The organism is Piscinibacter gummiphilus, from assembly GCF_032681285.1.
Classification (GTDB): Bacteria; Pseudomonadota; Gammaproteobacteria; order Burkholderiales; family Burkholderiaceae_C; genus Rhizobacter; species Rhizobacter gummiphilus_A.
Window position 1 is genome coordinate 4,300,783 of sequence record NZ_CP136336.1, and the last position, 22,982, is coordinate 4,323,764.

The window sequence follows — 22,982 nt, forward strand, 5'->3', positions numbered from 1 at the left end:
GCCCATTCGGGTGCACCATGCCAAGGTTGTCGATGGCATCAACACGCGTGGCGCCCAGCCACCACACACCATGACCGACCGACCTGCTCCCGATCTCGCGTACCACATGCGCCTGCTGGTGGACCATGTGCCTTCCATGTTGGCCTACTGGGACCGCAACCTCCTGTGCCGATTCGCCAACCGGGCCTACACGACCTGGTTCGGGGCCGATCCCGACAAGCTGATCGGCACCTCCATCCGCGACCTGCTCGGCCCCGAGCTCTACGCCTTGAACGAAGTCCACATCCTCGGCGCACTGCGAGGCGAAGAGCAGCTCTTCGAGCGGATCGTGCCGGGGCCTGACGGCGTGAAGCGCCACAGCCTGGCGAACTACATCCCCGACATCCAGGACGGCATCGTTCGGGGCTTCATGGTCCAGGTCACCGAGGTGACCCAGCTCAAGGAAGTGCAGGCTGCGCTGCGCCAGGAGCAGGCACTGCGCGCGCAGGCCGAAGAGCACTCACGCGAACTCAAGGCCCTGCTCACCGAGCGCAGCGAGATGCTGGACGTGCTCGCACACGAAGTGCGGCAACCGCTGAACAATGCATCTGCCGCCATCCAGAGCGCCGCAGCCGCGCTGCGGGCTGCAGGCGAGACGCTCGGCACCACCAGCCTCACGCGCGCACAGGCCGTGATGAGCCAGGTGCTGGCGAACATCGACAACACGCTGGCCGTGGCCTCCCTGCTCGCGCGCCAGGAGCCTGCCGACCGGCTCGACACCGACATCGACACCCTGGTGTCGGTCGTCATCGCCGACATGCCTGCGAGCGAGCGCGACCGGATTCACGTGGAGCGACTCACTGCCACGCGAACCGCCTCGATGGACATGGGCCTCATGCGCCTGGCGCTGAGAAACCTGCTCTCGAACGCACTGAAGTTCAGCCCGCCGCATGCGCCCGTGCAGGTAAGGTTGCTCGATTCCGACGAACCGCTCGCGCTCGTCATCGAGGTGAGCGACGTGGGAGGTGGGCTGGAGCCCCAGGTCGCGCAGCGTGTGTTCCAGCGTGGCGTCAAGGGCAGCAGCGGGTCCTCAGGGCACGGACTGGGTCTTTACATCGTGCGCCGGGTGATGGAGCTGCACGGCGGCAGCGTCGAACTGGCCAGGACCGACGCCACGGGCACCACCATGCGCCTCGTTCTCGCGCAGTCCACCCAAGACTGATACGGGGTCACACCGCGACAAGCGGAGCGCGAAAGACGTAGCCCACCCGGGCCTTGGTTTGCAGTGGCACCACGGCTGGCGTGGCCCGCTCCACGCGCCTGCGCAAGCGAAAGATCACCGCGTTGAGGCCGTCGCCGCCCGATTCGGCATTCATCGACCGGCCGAGACGCTGAAGCAGCACCTCCCGACTGACGACCTCGCCTTGGGCGTCGACGAAGCATTCCATCACCGACAGGTCGGCCGCGCTCAAGTCCACCCGTGATCCGTCGGGTGCGACCAATTGGCTGGCGCGCCGATCGAGCTTCCACTGAGCCGCGTCCGCCGCCTTCACGCTGCCCGCCCGGCGCTGCACGGCGGCGATCGCCAGCGCGACCTGCTCGAACTGCACCGGCTTGGCGAGGTACATGTCGGCACCCGCGTCGATGATGTCCTTGAACACCTCCGGCGCATGGCGGCCCGACACGACCAGGATCCCGGCGTCGGTGCGGCGGCGCAGCACCTTGATCAGGTTCACCCCATCTACGCCGGGCAGCATCAGATCGACAACATAGAACCCATAGGCATAAGGCTCGGGGTGCACCAGCAGGTCAGCGCTGTCCCGGAAGACGTCGACCTGCACGCCGAGGCCCCGCAGGTGCTCCGAGAGGAATTCCGTGTATTCAAGGTCGTCGTCGACCAGAGCAAGGGTGGCGGGAAGCATTGTCTGTACTGCACTTTGCCAGCGTTGATTGAATCAGGCCGCCACAAGTGGTGGTACTGAAAGCAGGGGCTTTTATCCCACCTTATTCGCTTGACAGCTAATAAATTCGCTTAAGGATGATCTTGTTCGTTCGATAAGCAGTGGACAAGAAGATCTCCGTCATGAACTTCAGACGGCGATCCCTGTTGTGCAAGCCCTCCAATGAACGGAACAGGTATGAGAACCAACCTCCCCATCACCCAGCGCGAGTACCCCATCGGCCCCGACGTGACGCTGATGTCGACGACGGACTGCGACAGCCGCATCACTTACTGCAACGCGGCGTTCCTGCAGGTCAGCGGGTTCGAGCGAGAGGAGCTCATGGGCCAGCCGCACAACGAGGTGCGCCACCCCGACATGCCCACCCAGGCCTTTGCCGACATGTGGGAGACGCTCAAGGCCGGCCAGTCGTGGACGGGCCTGGTGAAGAACCGCCGCAAGAACGGCGACCACTACTGGGTGCGCGCCAATGCCACGCCGGTGCGCCGCAATGGCCGGGTGGTCGGCTACATGTCCGTTCGGACGACCCCTTCACGCGCAGAGATCGACACCGCGGAGACGCTCTATCGGGCGTTTCGCGAAGGGCATGCCGGCAACCGGCGCTTCCACCGCGGCCTGATCGTTCGCACCGGCGCGATGGCGTGGGCGTCGGCGCTGCAGCTCATGCCCGTGCGATGGCGGCTCCACGGCACCTTGCTGGCCGCGCTTCTCACGGCCATCGCGCTGGCGGCGAGCTTCGGCCTGGGCGGCGCGGCCTTGGCCGGATTCTCCGGCGCCACGGCGGGCATGACGGCGTTGCTGGCGATGTGGCTCGAGCGGCAGATCGCCCGCCCCCTCCAGTCGGTGCTGAAGCAGGCCCTGGAAGTGGCAGCCGGACAGCCTGCGGCCAGCGCAGACATGAACCGTGCCGACGAGATCGGACTCATCCTGCGTGCCATCAACCAGGCGGGCTTGAACCTGCGCTCCCTCATCGACGATGTGAGCGAGCAGGTTTCAGGCCTGCAGACGGCCAGCGGTGAAATTGCCCAAGGCAACAGCGAGCTGAGCTCGCGCACCGAGCAGGCCGCCTCCAACCTTCAGCAGACAGCGGCATCGATGGAGCAGATGACGGCCACCGTGGCGAAGAACGCCGACACCGCGCGTCAGGCGACCGTGCTCGCAGGCAGTGCGAGCGACGTCGCGGCCAAGGGCGGCGACATGGTCGAACTCGTGGTGCAGACCATGCAGAAGATCAGCACCTCGAGCAAGAAGATCGCCGACATCATCGGCGTGATCGACGGCATTGCGTTCCAGACCAACATCCTCGCGCTCAACGCCGCCGTCGAAGCAGCACGTGCCGGCGAGCAGGGGCGTGGGTTTGCGGTGGTGGCGGCCGAAGTGCGCAGCCTTGCGCAGCGCAGTGCCGAGGCGGCCAAGGAGATCAAGAGCCTCATCGGCGACAGCGTCGACAAGGTGGAAGCCGGCGCGAAGCTCGTCGACGACGCGGGACGCACGATGGAAGAAATCGTGGCGCAGGTGCAGCAGGTGTCCGACCTGATCGGCGGGATCAGCTCCTCGACCACCGAGCAAAGCACGGGCATCACGCAGGTCAATGCCGCGGTCGGGCAACTCGATCAGATGACGCAGCAGAACGCAGCGCTCGTCGAGCAAAGTTCTGCGGCCGCCGAAGGCATGAAATGGCAGGCGCACCGTCTTGTGGAAGCCATCAAGGTGTACGACAAGACGGTCTGATCAGTCGCTGTGGCTCATCAAGGCTTGCAGTGTCGCCAGCGTGTCGGCTTCGTGCAGCGGCTTGTCGGAACGGACGCGCAGCATGCGGGGGAATCGCACCGCGATGCCGCTCTTGTGGCGGGTGCTGCGGTTGATGCCTTCGAAACCGAGTTCGAACACCATGCTGGGCCTGACGCTGCGCACCGGGCCGAACTTCTCGAGCGTGGTGGCGCGGATCACACGGTCGACGTCACGAAACTCCTCGTCGGTGAGACCGGAGTAGGCCTTGGCGAAGGGCACGAGCTGCAGGCCGTCGGGCTGGGCGGGCTCGCGCCGCTCGATGGCGTCGAGCACGGCCTTCGCCTCTTCCGCATCGGCCGGCTGGCGGTTCCACACCGCGAAGGTGTAGTCGGTGTAGACGCTGGCACGGCGGCCGTGGCCGGCCTGGGCGTAGATGAGCACGCAATCGACCGAGAGCGGCGCAATCTTCCACTTCCACCAGGTGCCATCTGCCTTGGTGCGGCCGCTGCCGTAGCGGGCGTCGCGGTGCTTGAGCATGAAGCCTTCGACACCGCGGGCGCGCGACTCCTGTCTCACCTCTTCGAGTTCAGCCCAGGTGCGGCGCTCGACGGTCGGCGACACCATCAGCCCCGGCAGCGCCAGCAAGGCCTCGCGGCGCCGGTGCTGCGGCCAGCTGCGGATGTCTTCGCCCTGCCACTCCAGCAGGTCGTAGGCCATGAAGCTCACCGGGGCCTCGGCGAGGATCTTCTTGCCGAGCAGCTTGCGGCCGATGCGCTGCTGCAAGAGGTTGAACGGTGCCGGCTTGCCATCCTTCCACACGAGGATCTCGCCATCGACCACCGTGCCGTCGGGCCACTGGCCGGCGATGGCCATCACCTCTGGGAAGCGCTCGGTCACGAGCTCTTCGCCACGCGACCAGACCCAGATGTTGCCGGCGCGGCGCACCACCTGCGCGCGGATGCCGTCGTACTTCCATTCGACGAGCCAGTCGCTTGGCGGCCCGAGGCGCGTGTCGAACTCCGTCAGCGGCTGCTCGAGCGCATGCGCGAGGAAGAAGGGATAGGGCTGGCCCGAGCCGCTCGGCGCCTGCACCGACGCGTGGTCGAGCAGCGCCCTGTAGCCCGCCGCATCGGGCCGCGCGGTCTTGTCGGTGTAGCCCATCATGCGCTGCGCCACGAGCTTCGCGTCGAGACCCGCATGCGCGGCGAGCGCACGCTGCACCAGCAGCTTGCTCACCCCCACGCGAAAACCACCGCCGATGAGTTTGGTGAGCAGGAAGCGGCCCGTGGCGTCGAGCTCGCGCCAGTAGCCGGCGATGCGCTCGGCCTGCTGCTCGGGCGTGGCCGTGCGCAGCGGCAGCAGGCGTTGCTCGACCCATTCGGCCAGGCCCACATCGCTCGTGTGCATCGACATCGGCAGCACGTGCGCGATCGTCTCGGCGAGGTCGCCCACCGCCTGGTAGCACTCGTCGAAGAGCCAGGGCTCGATGCCCGCCTGGCGGCGCGCCATCTCGCTCAGCACGCCCGTCGGGATCACCTGCCGTGGCTTGCCACCGGAGAGAAAGTACACGGCCCAGGCGGCATCGGCGTCGGGCGCTTCGTCGAAGTAGCGCTTGAGGGCATCGACCTTCGCGTTGGTCGCGGTGCTCGCGTCGAGCTCGTTGAAGAGTTGCGCGAATCGCTTCATTCGTTGCTCTCGGGGAAACGCCGGGCCGCCCCCAAGTTTCCCGAGCCCCCCTGGGGGGCCGCCGCCGTACTCGGCGGCTCGGGGGTCTCATCTCCACCGGCGGGCTTCTCGACGTCGGCCCGCTCGTCGTCGTACTCGGTCTCGAAAGCCTCGGCCTGCAAGCCCTGCTCCTGCAGCCAACGCACCATGATCGCCTCGTAGCCGTGGGTCACGATCACCCGCTCGGCGCCGGTCTCTCGGATGGCGCGTTGCAGGCCCGGCCAGTCGGCGTGGTCGCTCAGCACGAAGCCGCGGTCGACGGCACGACGGCGGCGTGCGCCGCGCAGCTGCATCCAGCCGCTGGCGAAGGCATCGCTCGCATCGCCGAAGCGGCGGGCCCAGGCGGAGCCCTGTACCGAGGGCGGTGCGATGACGAGCGCACGTGACAGCGCGGCCTTGTCGAGATCGGTCACGCGGTGCGTGGCCGGCAGCGCCACACCGGCCGCGCGGTAGGCCTCGTTCAGCGGGTCAACCGCACCGTGCGTGACGATCGGCCCGATGGCCGGGTCGACACCCGCGAGGATGCGCTGCGCCTTGCCGAAGCTGTAGCCCATCAGCAGGCTCGCGCGGCCCGCGTCGGCGTTGCGCTGCCACCAGCGGTCGATGTCGTCGAACACCTCGCGCTGCGGCTGCCAGCGGTAGATCGGCAGGCCGAAGGTCGACTCGGTGATGAAGCAGTGGCAGCGCACGGGCTCGAAGGGCTCGCAGGTGGTGTTGTGGTCCTCCGCGCCGGAGACGAAGTAGTCACCCGAGGCCACCCACACCTGGCCGCCGTGTTCGAGCCGCACCTGCGCCGAGCCGAGCACATGGCCGGCGGGGTGCAGGCTCAGGCGCACGCCGTGGTGGTCGATCGTCTCGCCGTAGGCGAGTGTCTGCAGCTGGATGTCGGCGCCCAGGCGCGAGCGCAGCACGCCTTCGGACTTCTGCGAGGCGAGGTAGTGGCCGTTGCCCATGCGCGCGTGGTCGCCATGCGCATGCGTGATGACGGCGCGCGCCACCGGCCGCCACGGGTCGATGTAGAAGTCGCCCGCTGGGCAGTAGAGGCCTTCGGGGCGCTGGACGATGAGGTCGCCATTCATGTGCTCAGGCCGGCAAACGGCAGGCCGCGGTGCTGAAGCAAACCCTTGCAATTCTTCCCCACTCCTGGGGGAGGGGCGCGAGGCCGGGGGCTTTCGACAATCGCCGCTTCATTTTCACGGCGACCGAAGCGCCGACATCGATCCCCACCATGACCAAGACCGGACTCGCCACACTGCTCGCCACCTCGCTCTGCCTGACCGCCTGCGACAAGCCACTCGAAGAGCGAGGCTGCACCGACGAAGACGTGCAAGTGCTGGCGCGCAAGCTGCTCGTGATGCAGTTCAACGAGTTCGCCAAACCCATGACCTCGGGCGAGCGCCTGATGCAAAGCTATGGGCAGAGCAGCAGCACCCAGCCGATCCTCAACAGCATCAAGGCCAGCGCCTTGAAGCCCGACAGCGTGCAGCTCTCGGAGGTCAAGGCCTTGTTCGAGCCGAAGACACCGACAGCCGAGCGCCCGGTGGGCCTGCGCGAGGCGTCTTACCTGTATGGCTGCTCGGCGAAGGCGCGCGTCGAGCTGCCGGCGGCTTCGGCAGAGCGCATCGCGAAGATGCCGGTGCTGGCGAAAGTCACCCAGCTCGACGGCCAGGCGCTGACGCTCGACGTGCTCTACACCACCGAGCGCGAAGGCGATCGCCGCATGCAGGTGGGCGTGGCGATGACCCACCCGATGCTCAAGACCCTGCTCGCCGTGGCCTTGCGCAACGAGCGCGAGCCGAGCGCAGAAGAGAAGGCGGAGGCCGCCTCCGCGCCCTGATGCGCCGCGCGCTCAGTACCGCCCGGTGATGCCGGCCACACGAAGGTACACGTGCGCCACCCATGCCACGAAGCCGCGCCGCAGCACGCCACGCAAGCTGGCCCGCCGCGCATGCGCCGGGTCGATCTCGCGTGACGCCGACACCGCGTTGTCGAACTCCTCGGCCAGCGTGTTGACGAAGGCCGCATCCCGGATCACGACGTTGGCCTCGAGGTTGAGCAGCAACGACAACGGGTCGATGTTGGAGCTGCCGATCGTGGCCCACTCGTCGTCGACGAGGCCCACCTTGGCGTGCAGGAAGGCCGGCGTGTACTCGTACACCTTCACGCCGTTGCTCAGCAGCTGGTCGTAGAGCGCCTGCGCCGCCACCGCGGCGATGCGGTAGTCGATCTTGCCCTGCAGCAGCAGGCGCACCTGCACGCCGCGCCGCGCCGCGTTGATCAGCACGCGCATGAAGGCGCGGCCGGGATAGAAGTACGGCGAGATCAGGTCGACGCGCGTCTTGGCCTTGCGGATGGCGTGGATGTAGCTGCGCTCGATGGCGCGGCGCTGGCGCAGGTTGTCGCGCATCACGAAGGCGGCGCGCACCGGCGGCAGGTCACCCACCTCTTCGCCGGCCTTGACCCCCTTGGGCATGCGCAGGCGGCGCAACAGGCGGCGCGCGCGGGCGACGGGCTCGGCACTGCGCGCGAGTGCTGCCATCTCCTTCGCGAAGTTGCGGCCCACGTTGGCGCGTGTCCAGAGCGCGCGCACCGCCTGCTCGATGGGCGCGACGATGGGCCCGGCAAGCTCGACGGCGAAGTCGAGCCGGGGTTGGTCGGACCAACCATGCACCTGGTCGTAGCAGTCGTCGAGCAGGTTGATGCCACCCACGAACGCCACCCGACCGTCGACCACGCAGATCTTCTGGTGCAGGCGGCGCAGCTGGCTCGGCTGCAGCCAGGCCCACCAGCGGTCCATCGGCCGGAAGACGGTGAGCTGCACGCCGGCGTCGCACAAGGCACGCCGCAACTCGGGCAGGTTGGCGCGCGAGCCGAAGCCATCGACGACGAGCTTCACGTGCACGCCGCGCTCGGCGGCCTCGACGAGCGCCTGCGTGAGCGCGGTAACGCTCGCCACGTTGTCGTAGATGTAGGTCGCGAGCCACACCTCGTGGCGGGCCTGCTCGATGGCATGCGCCATCGCCGGGAAGAGCGCATCGCCGCCGCGCAGCAGGCGCGCCCGGTTGCCGCCGCTGTAGACCGCAGGGTGGATCACCCGCATCAGGGCAGCCCGCACGGCGGCGGCGCGCTGCTCGTCGGCGCTGGGGTTCGCCATCAGGCCAGTTCGAGCTCGGCCACCAGCGGCAGGTGGTCGGACATGCGCGCCCACACGTTGCCACGCGGCACGAAGGTGGCGGCGCAGCGGAATCCGCGGGTGTAGATGCGGTCGAGCGAGAAGAGCGGCACGCGCGACGGGAAGGTGCGCTGCGAGGCGCCCTGCTCGGCACGCTGCAGGCCCATCTGGCGCACGGGCACGTCGAGCTTTTCGCCCCAGTCGTTGAAGTCGCCGGCCAGCACCACCGGCTCGTGGTGCGGGATCTGGTTGGCGATGAAGGCCGCGATGCGCTCGATCTGGCGCACGCGGCTGGAGTGCATGAGACCGAGGTGCGCCACGATGCCGTGCACCACCTGCCCGTGCCAGTCGATCTTCACGTGCAGCAGGCCGCGCTGCTCGAAGCGGTGGTCCGACACGTCGTGGTGGCCGATGTCTTCGTCGAGTGGCCAGCGCGAGAGCAAGGCATTGCCGTGTTCGCCGTCGGCGGTGTAGGCGTTGGTGCGGTAGGCCACGTCGTAGCCCTCGGGTGCGAGGTGGTCGGCCTGCGGCACCCGTGGCCAGCCGAAGTGGGTGTCGGGAAAGCGCCGCGCTTCGGCGTTGTTGAAGCTGCGCACTTCCTGCAGAAAGACGAGGTCGGCATCGAGCGCTTCGATGCCCAGGCCGATGTTGTGGATCTCGAGCCGCTTGCGCGGGCCGATGCCACGCACGCCCTTGTGGATGTTGTAGGTGGCCACGCGCAGGATGTGGCTCGGGTGCTGGGTGATGGAGCTGGCGCCTCGTGTCATGTCGTCGTCACGTCAGATGAACTGTGGCAGCTGCAGGATGGCCTCGGCATTGGACGGTGAGAAGCACCGATCGGCGGCTTCCCGCCAGTCCAGCCACTGGTAGCGTAGGTGTTCACGGGGTGCGAGGGCAACTGGTGTTCCACCGGGCACCAAGAGGCCGAACACATGCTCGGTGTTGTGCGTCACGCCCGGCGCATAGCGATGCCGCCACACGGGGTAGATCTCGTAGACGTTGCTGAGTTGCCAGTCGCGCAGGTTGGAAAGCGGCACCTCGGGCGAGCCGATCGCGATGCCGGTTTCTTCGCCGACCTCGCGCACGGCGGTCTGGGTGAGCGGCTCGTCGAGGCGGTCTTTCGAGCCGGTCACGCTTTGCCAGAAGCCGGGGCGGTCGGCGCGCTCGAGCAGCAGCACCTGCCGGTCATCGGTGTGGATGACGACGAGCACGGACTCGGGGATCTTGTGCGGTCGGGGAAGGTCCATGGCATGAAAAAAGGGGCAGCGAACGCTGCCCCTCGATGATGCCAGCGCAACCGGAGGGCCACGCTTGCCGCAGATCAGCCGCCGGCCACCACCTGCGGGTTGCGCAGGCGGATGTGCAGCTCGCGCAGCTGCTTCTCGTCGACCGGGCTCGGCGCATGCGTGAGCAGGTCTTGCGCGCGCTGGGTCTTCGGGAAGGCGATCACGTCGCGGATCGACTCGGCCTTGGTCATGAGCGTCACCAGGCGGTCGAGGCCGAAGGCCAGGCCACCGTGCGGCGGAGCGCCGTACTGCAGCGCGTCGAGCAGGAAGCCGAACTTGAGCTGAGCCTCTTCCGGGCCGATCTTCAGCGCGCTGAAGACCTTGCTCTGCACCTCGGCGCGGTGGATACGGATCGAGCCGCCGCCCAGTTCCCAGCCGTTGAGCACCATGTCGTAGGCCTTGGCGATGCACTTGCCGGGGTCGCTGTCCATGTAGTCCTCATGGCCGTCTTTCGGCGAGGTGAACGGGTGGTGCACCGCGTTCCAGCGCTCGCCTTCGTCGTCGTACTCGAACATCGGGAAGTCGACCACCCACAGCGGTGCCCACTTGTCCTCGAAGAGGCCGTTCTTCTTGCCGAACTCGCTGTGGCCGACCTTGATGCGCAGGCCGCCGATGGCGTCGTTCACGACCTTGGCCTTGTCGGCACCGAAGAAGATCAGGTCGCCGTTGCGCGCGCCGGTGCGCGCGATGATCTCGGCGATGGCGGCGTCGTGGATGTTCTTCACGATCGGCGACTGCAGGCCTTCGCGGCCCTTGCCGGCGTCATTCACCTTGATCCAGGCGAGGCCCTTGGCGCCGTAGATCTTCACGAACTCGGTGTAGGCGTCGATCTCGCCGCGGCTCATCTCGCCGCCACCCGGCACGCGCAGGGCGACCACGCGGCCGTCCTTCGCGTTGGCGGGGCCGGAGAAGACCTTGAAGTCGACGTCCTTCATCACGTCGGTCAACTCGGTGAACTCGAGCTTCACGCGCAGGTCGGGCTTGTCGGAGCCGAAGCGGTACATCGCGTCGGCATACGTCATCACCGGGTAGCCCGGCAGGTCGACACCGATGGTGCTGCGGAAGACCGTGCGGATCATGCCTTCGAACATGCCGCGGATCTCTTCCTCGTTGAGGAAGCTGGTCTCGATATCGATCTGGGTGAACTCGGGCTGGCGGTCGGCGCGCAGGTCTTCGTCGCGGAAGCACTTGGTGATCTGGTAGTAGCGGTCGAAGCCGGCCACCATCAGCAGTTGCTTGAAGAGCTGGGGCGACTGCGGCAGCGCGAAGAACATGCCTTCGTTGACGCGGCTGGGCACCAGGTAGTCGCGCGCGCCTTCGGGCGTGCTCTTGGTGAGCATGGGCGTCTCGATGTCGATGAAGCCATTGGCATCGAGGAACTTGCGCACCTCCATCGCCACGCGGTAGCGCAGGATCATGTTCTTCTGCATGACCGGGCGGCGCAGGTCGAGCACGCGGTGCGTGAGGCGCGTGGTCTCCGACAGGTTGTCGTCGTCGAGCTGGAACGGCGGCGTGATGCTCGGGTTCAGCACCTCGAGCTCGTGGCAGAGGATCTCGACCTTGCCGCTCGTGAGGTTGGCGTTCTCGGTGCCGGCCGGGCGCGGGCGCACCTTGCCGACCATCTTGAGGCAGAACTCGTTGCGCACGCCCTCGGCGACCTTGAAGGTCTCGGCACGGTCGGGGTCGCAAACGATCTGGACGAGGCCTTCACGGTCGCGCAGGTCGATGAAGATCACGCCGCCGTGGTCGCGGCGGCGGTGGGCCCAGCCCATCAGGGTCACGGTCTGGCCGAGGAGCGCTTCGCTGACCAGGCCGCAGTAGGTTGTTCTCATGTTCTTGGCTCCGAAAAAAGGGATTGTGCGACGCCCGACGGGGCGTGCAACGGTGTAGGCGCTAGGTGCGAATGGGCTAACCGGAAGCCAGGCCGATCAGCCCGGCAGATTTCGCGCCGGCTCGGCCGCAGGCACCGGCAGCGGCGGGGCCACCACACCCATGGAAATGACGTACTTGAGCGCTTCGTCGACGCTCATGCCGAGCACGATCACGTCGCTGCGCGGCACCATGAGGAAGAAGCCCGAAGTGGGGTTGGGCGTGGTCGGCACGTACACGCTCAGATAGTCGCCCGACAGGTGGATGGCCGCCTCGCCGCCCGGCTTGCCGGTGACGAAGGCGATGGTCCACGAGCCCTGGCGCGGGTACTGCACCAGCACGGCTTCGCGGAAGGCGTTGCCGCTGCTGGAGAACAGGGTGTCCGACACCTGCTTCACCGAGCTGTAGATCGACTTGACGATGGGGATTTTGATCAGCAGCAGGTTGGCCCGCGTGAGCGCCCACTGGCCGAAGATGTTGGCCGCGAAGACGCCGGTGAGCAGCAGGCCGGCAATCATCACCACCACGCCCAGCCCAGGGATCTTGCGTAGCGCTTCGAGCGACTCGTGCGCGGCGGCCGGCAGCACGGCCTGGGTGCCGGAGATGAGCGCACCGAACACGTCGTCCATCAGGCCGAGCACCGAATGCAGGACCCAGATCGTGATGGCCAGCGGCAGCCAGACCAGCAGGCCCGCGATCAGGTATTTCTTCACATGGTTCCTTGGGAGGGGTCTGGCGGTCAGGGCGTGTCGGCGGCGGGAGCGCTGGCGGCCGGTGCGGGTGCGGGGGTGGCTTCGGTCTTGGCGGGCTCGGACGACGTCGATTCCGATGCGGTCGACGACGACTTGCCGTCGCCGGCGGCGGCCGCGCCGTTGTTGCCGCCGCGGAAGTCGGTCACGTACCAGCCGGAGCCCTTGAGCTGGAAGCCGGCAGCGGTCACTTGTTTCTTGAAGGCCGAGGCCCCGCAGGACGGGCAGGTGCTGAGCACGGGGTCGGAGATCTTCTGCAGCACGTCCTTGGCGTGGCCGCAGGCCTCACACCGATAGGCGTAGATGGGCATGGCTAAACCCTTGATTCAAAACGGGAAATTATAGGTGGCGCACGCCGGCGGGCGGCGTGCGGGGCCTATGTAGGGCCGCGTTTCAGTGCTTCAAGCCACAGCCTGGCGAGCTTCGTGACGGTTCTTGAGAACCTGCGGCGCCAACGAGCCGACGACCATGCCCACGATGGCCGCCAGCAAACCCGCCAGCTGGCCGGGGAAGGCTTCGCCGAAAGTCGAGATCTGCGGAAAGAAGACGATCCAGACCGCGATGCCGGCCGCCACCGAGCTGATCGCCCCCTGCGTGGTGGCGCGCTTCCAGTACAGGCCGAAGACCAGCGGCACGAATGCGCCGACCAGCGTGACCTGGTACGCCGCCGAGACGAGGTCGTAGATCGGCGTGCCCTTCATCGCGATCGCGTAGGCCAGCACCAGGCCGGCGAAGGCGACGATGGTGGCGCGCATGGCGAAGAGCTGCTCGCGGTCGCTCATGCCGGGGCGCAGGTTCTTCATGATGTTCTCGACGAAGCTCGTGCTCGGGGCGAGCAGCGTGGCCGACGAGGTGCTCTTGATGGCCGACAGCAGCGCGCCGAAGAAGATGATCTGCATGATCAGCGGCATCTTGGTGAGCACGAAGGTCGGCAACAGGCGCTGGTAGTCGTTCTTCGCCATCTCGAGGGCGCTGTCGCCCATCACCACCACGGCGCTCAGCACGATGAACATCGGCACGAAGGCGAAGAGGATGTAGCTGAAGCCGCCGATCATGGCGCCGTTGCGGGCGGTGTTGGCGTTCTTGGCCGACATCACGCGCTGGAAGACGTCTTGCTGCGGGATGCTCCCGAGCATCATCGTGAGCCCGGCCCCGACGAACATCGCGATCTCGGTGAAGGTGGGCGGCGGCAGGAAGTTCCACAGATCCTTCTGGCTCGCCAGCGCCAGCACCTTGTCGGAACCACCCGCGAGGTCGCTCGCGAAGATGGCGATGATCGACAGGCCGACCACCAGCACGATCATCTGGATGAAGTCGGTCCACGCAACGGCGAGGAAGCCACCGACCACCACGTAGATCAGCACCGCCAGGGTGCCCACGATCATGCCGGCGGTCTCGCTCATGGCCCCGTTGGTGAGCACGCTGAACACGAGGCCGAGCGCGGTGATCTGCGCAGCCACCCAGCCCAGGTAGCTCAGGATGATCGCCACCGAACAGAAGACCTCGATGCCCTTGCCGTAGCGCTGGCGGTAGAAGTCGCCGATGGTGAGCAGGTTCTGCTTGTAGAGCTTGGCGGCGAAGAAGACGCCCACGAGGATCAGGCAGGTGCCGGCGCCAAACGGGTCTTCGACGATCGCCCCCAGCCCGCTCTGCACGAACTTGGCCGGGATGCCCATGACCGTCTCGGCACCGAACCAGGTGGCGAAGGTGGTGGTGACCACCATGATCAGCGGCAGGCTGCGCCCGGCGATGGCGAAGTCGGTGGTGTTCTTGATGCGGGTGCCGGCCCAGACGCCAAGCGCCAGGGTGCCCAGGAGGTACAGCACGACAAAGGAAATGAGAGTGGTGTTCATTCGACCTTGGCTCGCGGATCGTGTTGGCTGATAGGCGGCGCCCGCCCCGGGCGGCCGGCGTGCATTATCTGTTCCAGGCAGGCGAAATGCGCCCGTTCACCCGGCGGACCAGCGCAGAGCCACCGTCGCGATCACCCCGACGGCAAAACCGAGCCCGCCGTAGATCAGCACCCGCAGCAGGTGGTTGGTGTGGCGCTGCTCGGCCAGGAGGGTCTCGACCAAGCGCGCATCGGCGCCCTGCCCGCGCTGCTGCAAGGCGTGGTGCACCAGGCGCGGCAGCTCGGGCACGATCTGCGCCCAATGCGGTGCTTCCTTCTTGAGGCGCTCGACCAGCCCGCGCCAGCCGATCTGCTCGTTCATCCAGCGCTCGAGGAAGGGCTTGGCGGTGCTCCAGAGGTCGAGTTCGGGGTCGAGCTGGCGGCCCAGGCCCTCGATGTTGAGCAGCGTCTTCTGCAGGAGCACCAGCTGCGGCTGGATCTCGACGTTGAAGCGGCGCGAGGTCTGGAAGAGACGCAGCAGCACCTGGCCGAGCGAGATGTCCTTCAGCGGCCGGTCGAAGTGCGGCTCGCACACCGCGCGGATCGCCCCTTCGAGCTCGTCGACGCGTGTGCCCGGCGGCACCCAGCCCGATTCCAGATGCAGCTCGGCGACACGCTTGTAGTCGCGGCGGAAGAAGGCGATAAAGTTCTGGGCGAGGTAGTCCTTGTCGACCTCGGTCAGCGTGCCCATGATGCCGAAGTCGAGCGCGATGTAGCGGCCGAAGGTCGCCCGGTCGACGCTCACCTGGATGTTGCCGGGGTGCATGTCGGCGTGGAAGAAGCCGTCGCGGAACACCTGCGTGAAGAAGATCGTGACGCCATCGCGCGCCAGCTTCTTGATGTCGACGCCGGCCTCGCGCAGGCGCTGCGTCTGGCTGATGGGCACGCCGTACATGCGCTCCATCACGATGACACCCGAGGTGCACAGGTCCCACACCATCTCGGGCACGAGCACGAGGTCCAGGCCCTCCATGTTGCGGCGAAGCTGCGCCGCGTTGGCCGCCTCGCGCACGAGATCGAGCTCGTCGTGCAGGTACTTGTCGAACTCGGCCACCACCTCGCGGGGCTTGAGCCGCTTGCCGTCGGCCGACAGCCGCTCGACCCAGCGCGCCAGCGTGCGCAGCAGCGACAGGTCGTCGTCGATCACCGCCAGCATGCCGGGGCGCAGCACCTTCACGGCGACTTCGCGGCCGTCTTTCAAGGTTGCGAAGTGCACCTGGGCTATCGAGGCGCTCGCCACCGGCTCCGCCTCGAAGCTCGCAAAGACCGACTCGATCGGAAGGCCATAGGCCTTCTCGACCAGCGCACGCGCCACCGGCGCCGGAAAGGGCGGGACCCGGTCCTGCAGCCGGGCCAGCTCATCGGCCACCTCGGGCGGCAACAGGTCGCGCCGGGTCGACAGCACCTGCCCGAACTTCACGAAGATCGGCCCCAGCCGCTCGAGCGCCTCGCGCAGGCGGCGGCCAGGTGGCGCGTCGAGGCGCCGGCCGAGCGTCATCACCCGCACCAGCGCGCGCACCCAGCGCTGCTTGAAGCCCGAGAGCGCCAACTCGTCCAGGCCGAAGCGCAGGACGGTGAAGACGATGAAGACCAGCCGGAAGAGATGCCTCATCGGGGCGGGCGCGACACAAACCCCTGCAGGACGCGCACCGCTTCGCGGAAGCCGGCCGAGATGGCCGAGGCGGCACGCGAGAGTTCATGCGCCGGCGCCTGGCCGATCACGCGGGCGACATCGTCCTCGATGTCCCAGCGCAGGTTGTCGATGAGCCAGTTCACGTCGGACGCAAGCGCGGAGTCCCCCTCGATCACGACCTGCGGGCGTTCGCCGGTCAGCCACAGGCCGGCCAGCTTCAGCGGGTTCGACGCATCGATGCTCACGCGCAGGTCGGGCTGCGCCGGCACCTGCTCACCACACCACTCGAACAGCCCCGCTGGCGTGATGGTGAAGGCCACCACGGGCGGCGGCGGCAGGAGCTGCGGCCAACCGGTCCACGCCAATTGCAGGCTGCGCCCACTGTGGGCTTTCAGCCGCTCGGTCGCCACGGTCTCGGCCGCGACCACATGGTTGAGCAGCAAGGTGATGCGCTCCATCGCGGCTGTGCCCAGCAACGCGGAAAAGCGCGCCCCGAGAGGGGTGTCGAAGGGGGTAGACATCGGGGAATTGTAGGGGCGGGGTTCTGTCACACCGACAGCGCCACAAGGCCATCCAACGCGCCTTTCCGGGGCCTCGATCCGTGACGCATTCAACGCATCGACACCTCCCTAAAACGAATGTCCCCCCACACTTGCGGGTCCGGTCGGTCACAGGTCTTGGGTGAGAATTCCTGCGGTCAAAACCCCTCGGTCGAGACACCTGGATGGAGGCCCCGCCTCGTGGACCAACCCGTAGCAATGTTTGAAGACCGACCGTACAAGCGAACGTTCTACAGCGCTCCGCAATCGGTGACCTCGCTCGCGGCTGCGTTCCTCGAGCCGACGATCACCGTCCTCACCTTCCTCGGTGCCAATCTCTACCTCGACGCGTTCATCGGGCGGCCCGAACTCGTGCTGTGCCTGCTCGTCTTCGCGCTGACCTTCCCCGGCCACAACCGCTTTCGCCAGAACCTGATCGCCGCCGGCGTCGACATCGTGTCGTCATGGGTGGTGCTCATGGGCGTGCTACTGCTGTGCGGCTACGTGACCCGCAGCCTGAGCTACTTCGAGCAGCAGGCCCTCGTCATCTGGGTCGTCGCCACCCCCATCGTGCAGTGGCTGGGGGTGTGGGTGGGGCGCCGCGTGGTGCTGCACCAGCTCTCTCAGCCGGAAGCGCGCCGCCGCGCCATCGTGATCGGTGCCGGGCCGCAGGGCGTGAAGGTCATGCGCGCCCTCACGCTGAGCGAAGACAAGGGCGTCGACTTCCTCGGCTACTTCGACGACCGCGCCGACGCGCGCGTCGACGGCCTGGCGATGGACCAGGTCAAGGGTGGCCTGAAAGACGTGGCCGACTTCATCCGCCGCCAAGGCATCCATGAGGTCTTCATCACGCTGCCGCTCGGCTCGCAGCCGCGCATCGTCGAGCTGCTCGAGCAGATGCAGGACACCACCGCCTCGCTCTTCTTCGTGCCCGACATCTTCGGCATCAGCATCATCCAGGGCCGCCTGCAGGACATGAACGGCCTGCCCATCGTCGGCATCTGCGAAACCCCCTTCACCGGCACCAACGAGCTCGTCAAGCGCGTGAGCGACGTGGTGCTGGCGTCGATCATCCTGGTGCTGATCTCGCCCATCCTGCTGGCGATCGCCATCGGGGTGAAGCTGAGCTCGCCCGGCCCGGTGATCTTCAAGCAGCGGCGCACCGGCCTCGATGGCGAAGACATCATGGTCTACAAGTTCCGCTCGATGACCACGCAGGACAACGGCGCGGTCGTCAAGCAGGCCACCAAGGGCGACGCGCGCATCACCCCCTTCGGCGCCTTCATCCGCAAGACCTCGCTCGACGAGCTGCCGCAGTTCTTCAACGTGCTGCAAGGCCGCATGAGCATCGTCGGCCCGCGGCCGCATGCGATCGCGCACAACGAGGAGTACCGTCGCATCGTCAAGGCATACATGGTGCGCCACAAGGTGAAGCCCGGCATCACCGGCTGGGCCCAGGTGAACGGCCAGCGCGGCGAGACCGACACGGTCGACAAGATGCAGGCCCGCGTCGAGTACGACCTGGAGTACCTGCGCAACTGGTCGCTAGCGCTCGACCTGCAGATCATTGTGCGTACCATCCGGCTCGTCTTCTTCGACCGCAACGCGTATTGAGCGCCCGTCTCTTCGGGGCGCGTGTCCCGCCTCGGAGCCATCATGAACAGAACCCCAAGAATTGACCGTGGTGCCATCTTTCGCCTGGCGATCTCAATCGGCTGCCTCGCGGTGGTCACCCCGGCGGGCGCCCAGACCACGACAGACGCTAGCCCGTACTACATCGGCGCCAGCCTGGGCTACACGCACGACTCCAACGTCAACCGGACGCGACCCGGCAGCGAGGTGGCCGACAGCTATCTGAGCTACGGCGTGCTCGGCGGCGTGAACCTGCGGTTCGGCCGGCAGCGCGTTTTTGCCGATGTCGACGCTCAGGTGAACCGGTACCAGGAAATTTCTGGACTGAACAACAAGAGCTACGCGGTCACGGGCGGCCTGGATTGGGAAACCATCGAAACGCTTTCCGGCACGCTGCGCTACATCGCACGCAACAACCTGGCAACGTTCTCCACCGGCGCCGGGGGCATCTTCGTCAGCGACCAGCAGAGCCAGCAGTTCGCCGCCACTGCGCGCTACGGGCTGCCCTCGCAAGTGACCCTGGACATCGGCTACGACCACCGCCTGCTGGAGGTGGCGTCCGCCAGTGACCGCGACTTCACGCAAGACACGGTGAGCGCGGGGGTGCGCTGGGCCGTGGGCGGCAAGCTCACGCTCGGCGCTGGCGTGCGCGCGAGCCGGGGCGAGCAGCAGACGGTGCCGGTCGACGAGACAAGGCGGCGCGACATCGACCTGACCGCCACCTACGCCACCGGCAGCTTCAGCACCTTCAATGCGCGACTGAGCGCCACCAAGGAGACGCACTCGCTCGCCACCGCGACCGACATCTCCGAAACCACCGGCGCCCTGAGCTGGAGCTACCGCCCGACCGGCCGATTCAGCTTCAACCTCTCGGCCACGCGCGACACCGGCAGAGAGAGCACCTTCTCCACCGCGACGGCGGGAGACGGTTCGACCGATGGCGTTGCCGTCGACTCCACACGGCTTGGCACCACGTTTGCTCTGGATGGCCAGTACGAACTCACCGGCAAGATTTCCCTGAACGGCAACCTGCGTCAGCGCAAAGGCACCCTCGGCAGCTCCGGAAGCGAGACCTTCCGAGGCTACGGCGTCGGCTTCAGCTACCTGCCCACCCGCAGCGTGGCGTTGCGCTGCAGCGTGGGCCGCGAGGACCGCAGCATTGGCGGCACCACCGCCTATGAGGTGACCATCACAGGGTGCACCGGTGAATTGACCTTCCGGTAACGCGCTCGGGCAACAATCCGACGCCTGCCTCGCCTGCACTCACCACATTCATGGCACCTACCTCCTCGTCTCCCATCGCCGTCCAGCCCGTCATCATGGCGGGCGGCAGCGGCACCCGGCTGTGGCCGCTGTCGCGTGCCCTGTACCCCAAGCAGTTCCTCGTGCTGCAAGGCAACCGAAGCCTCTTCCAGCAGGCGGCCAGCCGCCTCGCCGGCTTGGCCACCGAGGGTCTGTCCGTCGCCGCGCCCTGCGTGGTGGGCAACGAGGAGCACCGCTTCCTGGTCCTCGACCAGTTGCGCGAGCTCGACCTCCCGCCTGCCACGGTGCTCCTCGAGCCAATGGGCCGCAACACCGCCCCGGCCATGACACTGGCCGCCCTGCACGCGACTGCCGCGGGCCAGGATCCGGTGCTCGTGGTCACGCCCGCCGACCAGACGGTGGTCGATGAAGCCGCCTTCACCAACGCGCTGCGCCAAGCCGTGCGCGAGGCTGCCAAGGGCACCTTCGTGATCCTCGGCATCACGCCCGACCGCGCCGAGACAGGCTACGGCTACATCCGCGCCGATGGCAGCAAGGTCGCTCAATTCGTGGAGAAGCCCGACGCCCCCACCGCCGAGCGCTACCTGGCAGCGGGCGGCTACTTCTGGAACAGTGGCATGTTCGTCGTGCGCGCTTCGGTGTGGCTGAAGGCGCTGGAACGCTTCCGCCCCGACATCGCGAGCGCCACCCGCGCCGCGTGGGCCGCCCACAAGGTCGACGCGAGCTTCGTGCGGCCCGGCAAGGCGGAGTTCGCTGCCATTCCCAGCGAGTCGGTCGACTACGCGGTGATGGAGAAATGCCCCGGCTCCGGCGAATTCGACATCGGCATGGTGCCGCTGTCGGCCGGCTGGTCCGACCTCGGCGCATGGGACGCCGTCTGGCAGGTGGGCGACAAGGACGCCGACGGCAACGTCGCCATCGGTGACGCCATGCTGCGCGACAGCCACAGCACATTGGTGCACGCCACGAGCCGCCTCGTCAGCGTGGTCGGGCTCGACAACGTGGTCGTGGTCGAGACGCCTGACGCCGTGCTGGTGGCCGACCGCAGCCGCAGCCAGGACGTCAAGCACATCGTCAACCGCCTGCAGACCGACGGTCGCAGCGAGCAGACCCTGCACCGCCAGGTGCACCGCCCCTGGGGCTGGTATGACAGCATCGACGCCGGCCCGCGCTTCCAGGTGAAACGCATCATGGTCAAGCCCGGGGCGAGCCTCTCGCTGCAGATGCACCACCACCGCGCCGAACACTGGATCGTGGTGAGCGGCACTGCCGAGGTCACCAACGGCGACAAGGTCATCCTGCTCGGCGAGAACCAGAGCACCTACATCCCGCTCGGCCAGACACACCGGCTGGCCAACCCCGGCAAGGTGCCCCTCGAGATCATCGAGGTGCAGTCGGGCAGCTACCTGGGCGAAGACGACATCGTCCGCTTCGAGGACACCTACGGGCGCGGCTAGCGCCCAGCATTCATGGACAAGAACGCCAAGATCTACGTGGCCGGCCACCGCGGCATGGTGGGCAGCGCCCTGGTGCGCCGCCTGCAAGCCGGGGGCTACCGCAACATCGTCACGCGCACGCATGCCGAGCTCGACCTGCTCGACCAGAAGGCCGTGCATGCCTTCCTCGCCGCCGAGAAGCCCGACTACAGCTTCATCGCCGCTGCGAAGGTGGGTGGCATCCAGGCCAACAACGTCTACCGCGCCGACTTCCTCTATCAAAACCTGATGATCGAGGCCAACCTCGTGCATGGCGCCCACCTCGCGGGCGTGCAGCGCATGATGTTCCTTGGCTCGAGCTGCATCTACCCGCGCGACTGCCCGCAGCCGATCAAGGAAGACTACCTGCTCACCGGCCCGCTGGAGCAGACCAACGAGCCGTATGCCATCGCCAAGATCACCGGCATCAAGCTCTGCGACGCGTACAACGCGCAATATGGTCGCCAGTACGTGAGCGTGATGCCCACCAACCTCTACGGCCCCAACGACAACTACGACCTCGCCACCAGCCACGTGCTGCCGGCGCTGCTGCGCAAGGCGCACGAAGCGCGCGAGCGCGGCGACAGCGAATACGTGGTGTGGGGCAGCGGCACCCCCAAGCGGGAATTCCTCTATGTCGACGACTTGGCCGACGCCTGCGTGCACCTGGCCCAGCAGGGCTACGACGGCCCGCTGGTCAACATCGGCACGGGTGAAGACGTGACCATCCGCGAGCTCGCCGAGTCCGTCATGAAGACCGTGGGCTTCGAAGGCCGCATCGTTTTCGACAGCAGCAAGCCCGACGGCACACCGCGCAAGCTGCTCGACGTGAGCCGCCTCGCCTCGCTCGGCTGGCGCGCCAAGACCAGCCTGCAAGACGGGTTGCGCCTCACCTACGAGACGGCGCCGTTCCGCCAGTAAATTCCAAGACCATCCTCAAGAGACCGATCATGTCCCACAAGAAAGTTGCCCTCATCACCGGCGTGACCGGCCAGGATGGTGCGTATCTCTCCGAGCTGCTGCTGAAGAAGGGCTACGAGGTGCACGGCATCAAGCGCCGCTCCAGCCTCTTCAACACCGACCGCATCGACCATCTCTACCAGGACCCGCACGTCGACAACAAGAACTTCATCCTGCACTACGGCGACCTGACGGACAGCACCAACCTGATCCGCATCATCCAGCAGGTGCAGCCCGACGAGATCTACAACCTCGCCGCGATGAGCCATGTGGCGGTGAGCTTCGAGACACCCGAGTACACGGCGAATGCCGACGGCATCGGCACGCTGCGCATCCTCGAAGCGATCCGCATCCTCGGGCTGGAAAAGAAGACCCGCTTCTACCAGGCCAGCACCTCGGAGCTTTACGGCCTGGTGCAGGAGATCCCGCAGAAGGAAACCACGCCCTTCTACCCGCGCAGTCCGTATGCGGTCGCCAAGCTCTACGCCTACTGGATCACGGTCAACTACCGCGAGGCCTATGGCATGTACGCCTGCAACGGCGTGCTCTTCAACCACGAGAGCCCGCTGCGCGGTGAGACCTTCGTGACGCGCAAGATCACCCGTGCCATCGCCCGCATCGCGCTCGGCCTGCAGGACACCCTGCACCTGGGCAACATGAGCGCGCTGCGCGACTGGGGCCATGCGCGCGACTACGTCGAAATGCAGTGGCTGATGCTGCAACAGGACAAGCCGGAAGACTTTGTCATCGCAACAGGCGTGCAATACAGCGTGCGCCAGTTCGTCGAGTTCGCCGCCAAGGAGCTGGGCGTGACCGTCACCTTCACGGGTGAGGGCGTGAACGAAATCGGCACCGTCACCAAGGTCGAAGGCGACAAGGCCAAGTGCAAGGTCGGCGACGTGATCGTGCGCGTCGACCCGCGCTACTTCCGCCCGACCGAAGTCGAGACGCTGCTGGGCGACCCCACCAAGGCCAAGCAGAAGCTCGGCTGGGTTCCCAAAATCACGCTGCCGGAGCTGGTCAAGGAAATGGTCGAAGCCGACTACAACTCGGCCCGCCGCGACAGCCTGGTCAAGATGGCCGGCTTCCAGGCCTACGACTACCACGAGTAAGCGGG

Annotated in this window: 20 protein-coding genes; 8 read left to right on the forward strand and 12 right to left on the reverse strand. The window is 67.0% G+C overall.

Going from position 1 to position 22,982, the window contains the following annotated elements:
- Positions 1 to 70 precede the first annotated feature (70 nt).
- Positions 71 to 1,201 carry a sensor histidine kinase gene (locus RXV79_RS20295; protein ID WP_316699919.1) on the forward strand — a complete coding sequence of 377 codons (1,131 nt, stop codon included), beginning with the start codon at positions 71 to 73 and terminating at the stop codon, positions 1,199 to 1,201.
- Between the two features lie 7 nt (positions 1,202 to 1,208).
- Here RXV79_RS20295 and RXV79_RS20300 read toward each other — a convergent pair whose 3' ends face one another.
- The gene (locus tag RXV79_RS20300) at positions 1,209 to 1,901 is read right to left on the reverse strand and encodes a response regulator transcription factor (RefSeq protein ID WP_316699920.1); all 693 of its coding nucleotides are present in this window, start codon (positions 1,899 to 1,901) and stop codon (positions 1,209 to 1,211) included.
- A 216-nt stretch (positions 1,902 to 2,117) separates the two neighbouring features.
- Between RXV79_RS20300 and RXV79_RS20305 the strand changes: the two genes are divergently transcribed.
- The gene (locus tag RXV79_RS20305; RefSeq protein WP_316699921.1) at positions 2,118 to 3,671 is read left to right on the forward strand and encodes a methyl-accepting chemotaxis protein; all 1,554 of its coding nucleotides are present in this window, start codon (positions 2,118 to 2,120) and stop codon (positions 3,669 to 3,671) included.
- On the opposite strand, the gene RXV79_RS20310 is transcribed toward RXV79_RS20305, so the two are convergent.
- Both RXV79_RS20310 and RXV79_RS20315 read right to left on the reverse strand, forming a co-directional pair.
- Positions 3,672 to 5,357, reverse strand: coding sequence for an ATP-dependent DNA ligase (locus tag RXV79_RS20310; protein WP_316699922.1), 1,686 nt, complete (start codon positions 5,355 to 5,357; stop codon positions 3,672 to 3,674). It lies immediately after the preceding gene.
- Positions 5,354 to 6,475: a ligase-associated DNA damage response exonuclease gene (locus tag RXV79_RS20315; RefSeq protein ID WP_316699923.1), complete on the reverse strand. Its 1,122-nt coding sequence runs from the start codon at positions 6,473 to 6,475 to the stop codon at positions 5,354 to 5,356. The genes RXV79_RS20310 and RXV79_RS20315 overlap by 4 nt, the downstream gene beginning before the upstream one ends.
- A gap of 149 nt (positions 6,476 to 6,624) precedes the next feature.
- Between RXV79_RS20315 and RXV79_RS20320 the strand changes: the two genes are divergently transcribed.
- On the forward strand, positions 6,625 to 7,233 hold the full coding sequence (locus RXV79_RS20320) for a hypothetical protein (protein ID WP_316699924.1): 609 nt from the start codon (positions 6,625 to 6,627) through the stop codon (positions 7,231 to 7,233).
- Positions 7,234 to 7,245: 12 nt separating this feature from the next.
- On the opposite strand, the gene clsB is transcribed toward RXV79_RS20320, so the two are convergent.
- The 9 genes from clsB to RXV79_RS20365 all read right to left on the reverse strand — a co-directional run bounded on the left by clsB (position 7,246) and on the right by RXV79_RS20365 (position 16,517).
- The gene (clsB, locus tag RXV79_RS20325; protein ID WP_316699925.1) at positions 7,246 to 8,550 is read right to left on the reverse strand and encodes a cardiolipin synthase ClsB; all 1,305 of its coding nucleotides are present in this window, start codon (positions 8,548 to 8,550) and stop codon (positions 7,246 to 7,248) included.
- Positions 8,550 to 9,335 carry an endonuclease/exonuclease/phosphatase family protein gene (locus tag RXV79_RS20330; protein WP_316699926.1) on the reverse strand — a complete coding sequence of 262 codons (786 nt, stop codon included), beginning with the start codon at positions 9,333 to 9,335 and terminating at the stop codon, positions 8,550 to 8,552. The genes clsB and RXV79_RS20330 overlap by 1 nt, the downstream gene beginning before the upstream one ends.
- A gap of 12 nt (positions 9,336 to 9,347) precedes the next feature.
- Entirely contained in the window at positions 9,348 to 9,815 is a 468-nt protein-coding gene (nudB, locus tag RXV79_RS20335; RefSeq protein WP_316699927.1) for a dihydroneopterin triphosphate diphosphatase, read from the reverse strand.
- 74 nt (positions 9,816 to 9,889) lie between these two features.
- Positions 9,890 to 11,686: an aspartate--tRNA ligase gene (gene aspS, locus RXV79_RS20340; protein ID WP_316699928.1), complete on the reverse strand. Its 1,797-nt coding sequence runs from the start codon at positions 11,684 to 11,686 to the stop codon at positions 9,890 to 9,892.
- 96 nt (positions 11,687 to 11,782) lie between these two features.
- A complete protein-coding gene (locus RXV79_RS20345; protein WP_316699929.1) occupies positions 11,783 to 12,436 on the reverse strand; it encodes a DUF502 domain-containing protein in 654 nt (217 codons plus the stop codon).
- Between the two features lie 26 nt (positions 12,437 to 12,462).
- Entirely contained in the window at positions 12,463 to 12,783 is a 321-nt protein-coding gene (locus tag RXV79_RS20350; protein ID WP_316699930.1) for an FmdB family zinc ribbon protein, read from the reverse strand.
- Between the two features lie 90 nt (positions 12,784 to 12,873).
- Positions 12,874 to 14,325 (reverse strand): high affinity choline transporter 1, encoded by a 1,452-nt coding sequence (locus RXV79_RS20355; RefSeq protein WP_316699931.1) that lies wholly within the window; start codon positions 14,323 to 14,325, stop codon positions 12,874 to 12,876.
- Between the two features lie 96 nt (positions 14,326 to 14,421).
- Positions 14,422 to 15,975 carry a ubiquinone biosynthesis regulatory protein kinase UbiB gene (ubiB, locus tag RXV79_RS20360; protein WP_316699932.1) on the reverse strand — a complete coding sequence of 518 codons (1,554 nt, stop codon included), beginning with the start codon at positions 15,973 to 15,975 and terminating at the stop codon, positions 14,422 to 14,424.
- A complete protein-coding gene (locus RXV79_RS20365; RefSeq protein ID WP_316699933.1) occupies positions 15,972 to 16,517 on the reverse strand; it encodes a hypothetical protein in 546 nt (181 codons plus the stop codon). The genes ubiB and RXV79_RS20365 overlap by 4 nt, the downstream gene beginning before the upstream one ends.
- A 237-nt stretch (positions 16,518 to 16,754) precedes the next feature.
- Here RXV79_RS20365 and RXV79_RS20370 point away from each other — a divergent pair, with 237 nt between their 5' ends.
- From RXV79_RS20370 to gmd, 5 genes are read left to right on the forward strand one after another with little or no spacing between them, the layout of a single operon-like run.
- On the forward strand, positions 16,755 to 18,149 hold the full coding sequence (locus RXV79_RS20370) for an undecaprenyl-phosphate glucose phosphotransferase (RefSeq protein ID WP_316699934.1): 1,395 nt from the start codon (positions 16,755 to 16,757) through the stop codon (positions 18,147 to 18,149).
- A gap of 42 nt (positions 18,150 to 18,191) precedes the next feature.
- Positions 18,192 to 19,391, forward strand: coding sequence for a hypothetical protein (locus RXV79_RS20375; RefSeq protein ID WP_316699935.1), 1,200 nt, complete (start codon positions 18,192 to 18,194; stop codon positions 19,389 to 19,391).
- A gap of 50 nt (positions 19,392 to 19,441) precedes the next feature.
- Entirely contained in the window at positions 19,442 to 20,887 is a 1,446-nt protein-coding gene (locus RXV79_RS20380; protein WP_316699936.1) for a mannose-1-phosphate guanylyltransferase/mannose-6-phosphate isomerase, read from the forward strand.
- 12 nt (positions 20,888 to 20,899) lie between these two features.
- Positions 20,900 to 21,826 carry a GDP-L-fucose synthase family protein gene (locus RXV79_RS20385; RefSeq protein ID WP_316699937.1) on the forward strand — a complete coding sequence of 309 codons (927 nt, stop codon included), beginning with the start codon at positions 20,900 to 20,902 and terminating at the stop codon, positions 21,824 to 21,826.
- Between the two features lie 29 nt (positions 21,827 to 21,855).
- A complete protein-coding gene (gene gmd, locus RXV79_RS20390; protein WP_316699938.1) occupies positions 21,856 to 22,977 on the forward strand; it encodes a GDP-mannose 4,6-dehydratase in 1,122 nt (373 codons plus the stop codon).
- The last annotated feature ends 5 nt before the right edge of the window (positions 22,978 to 22,982 follow it).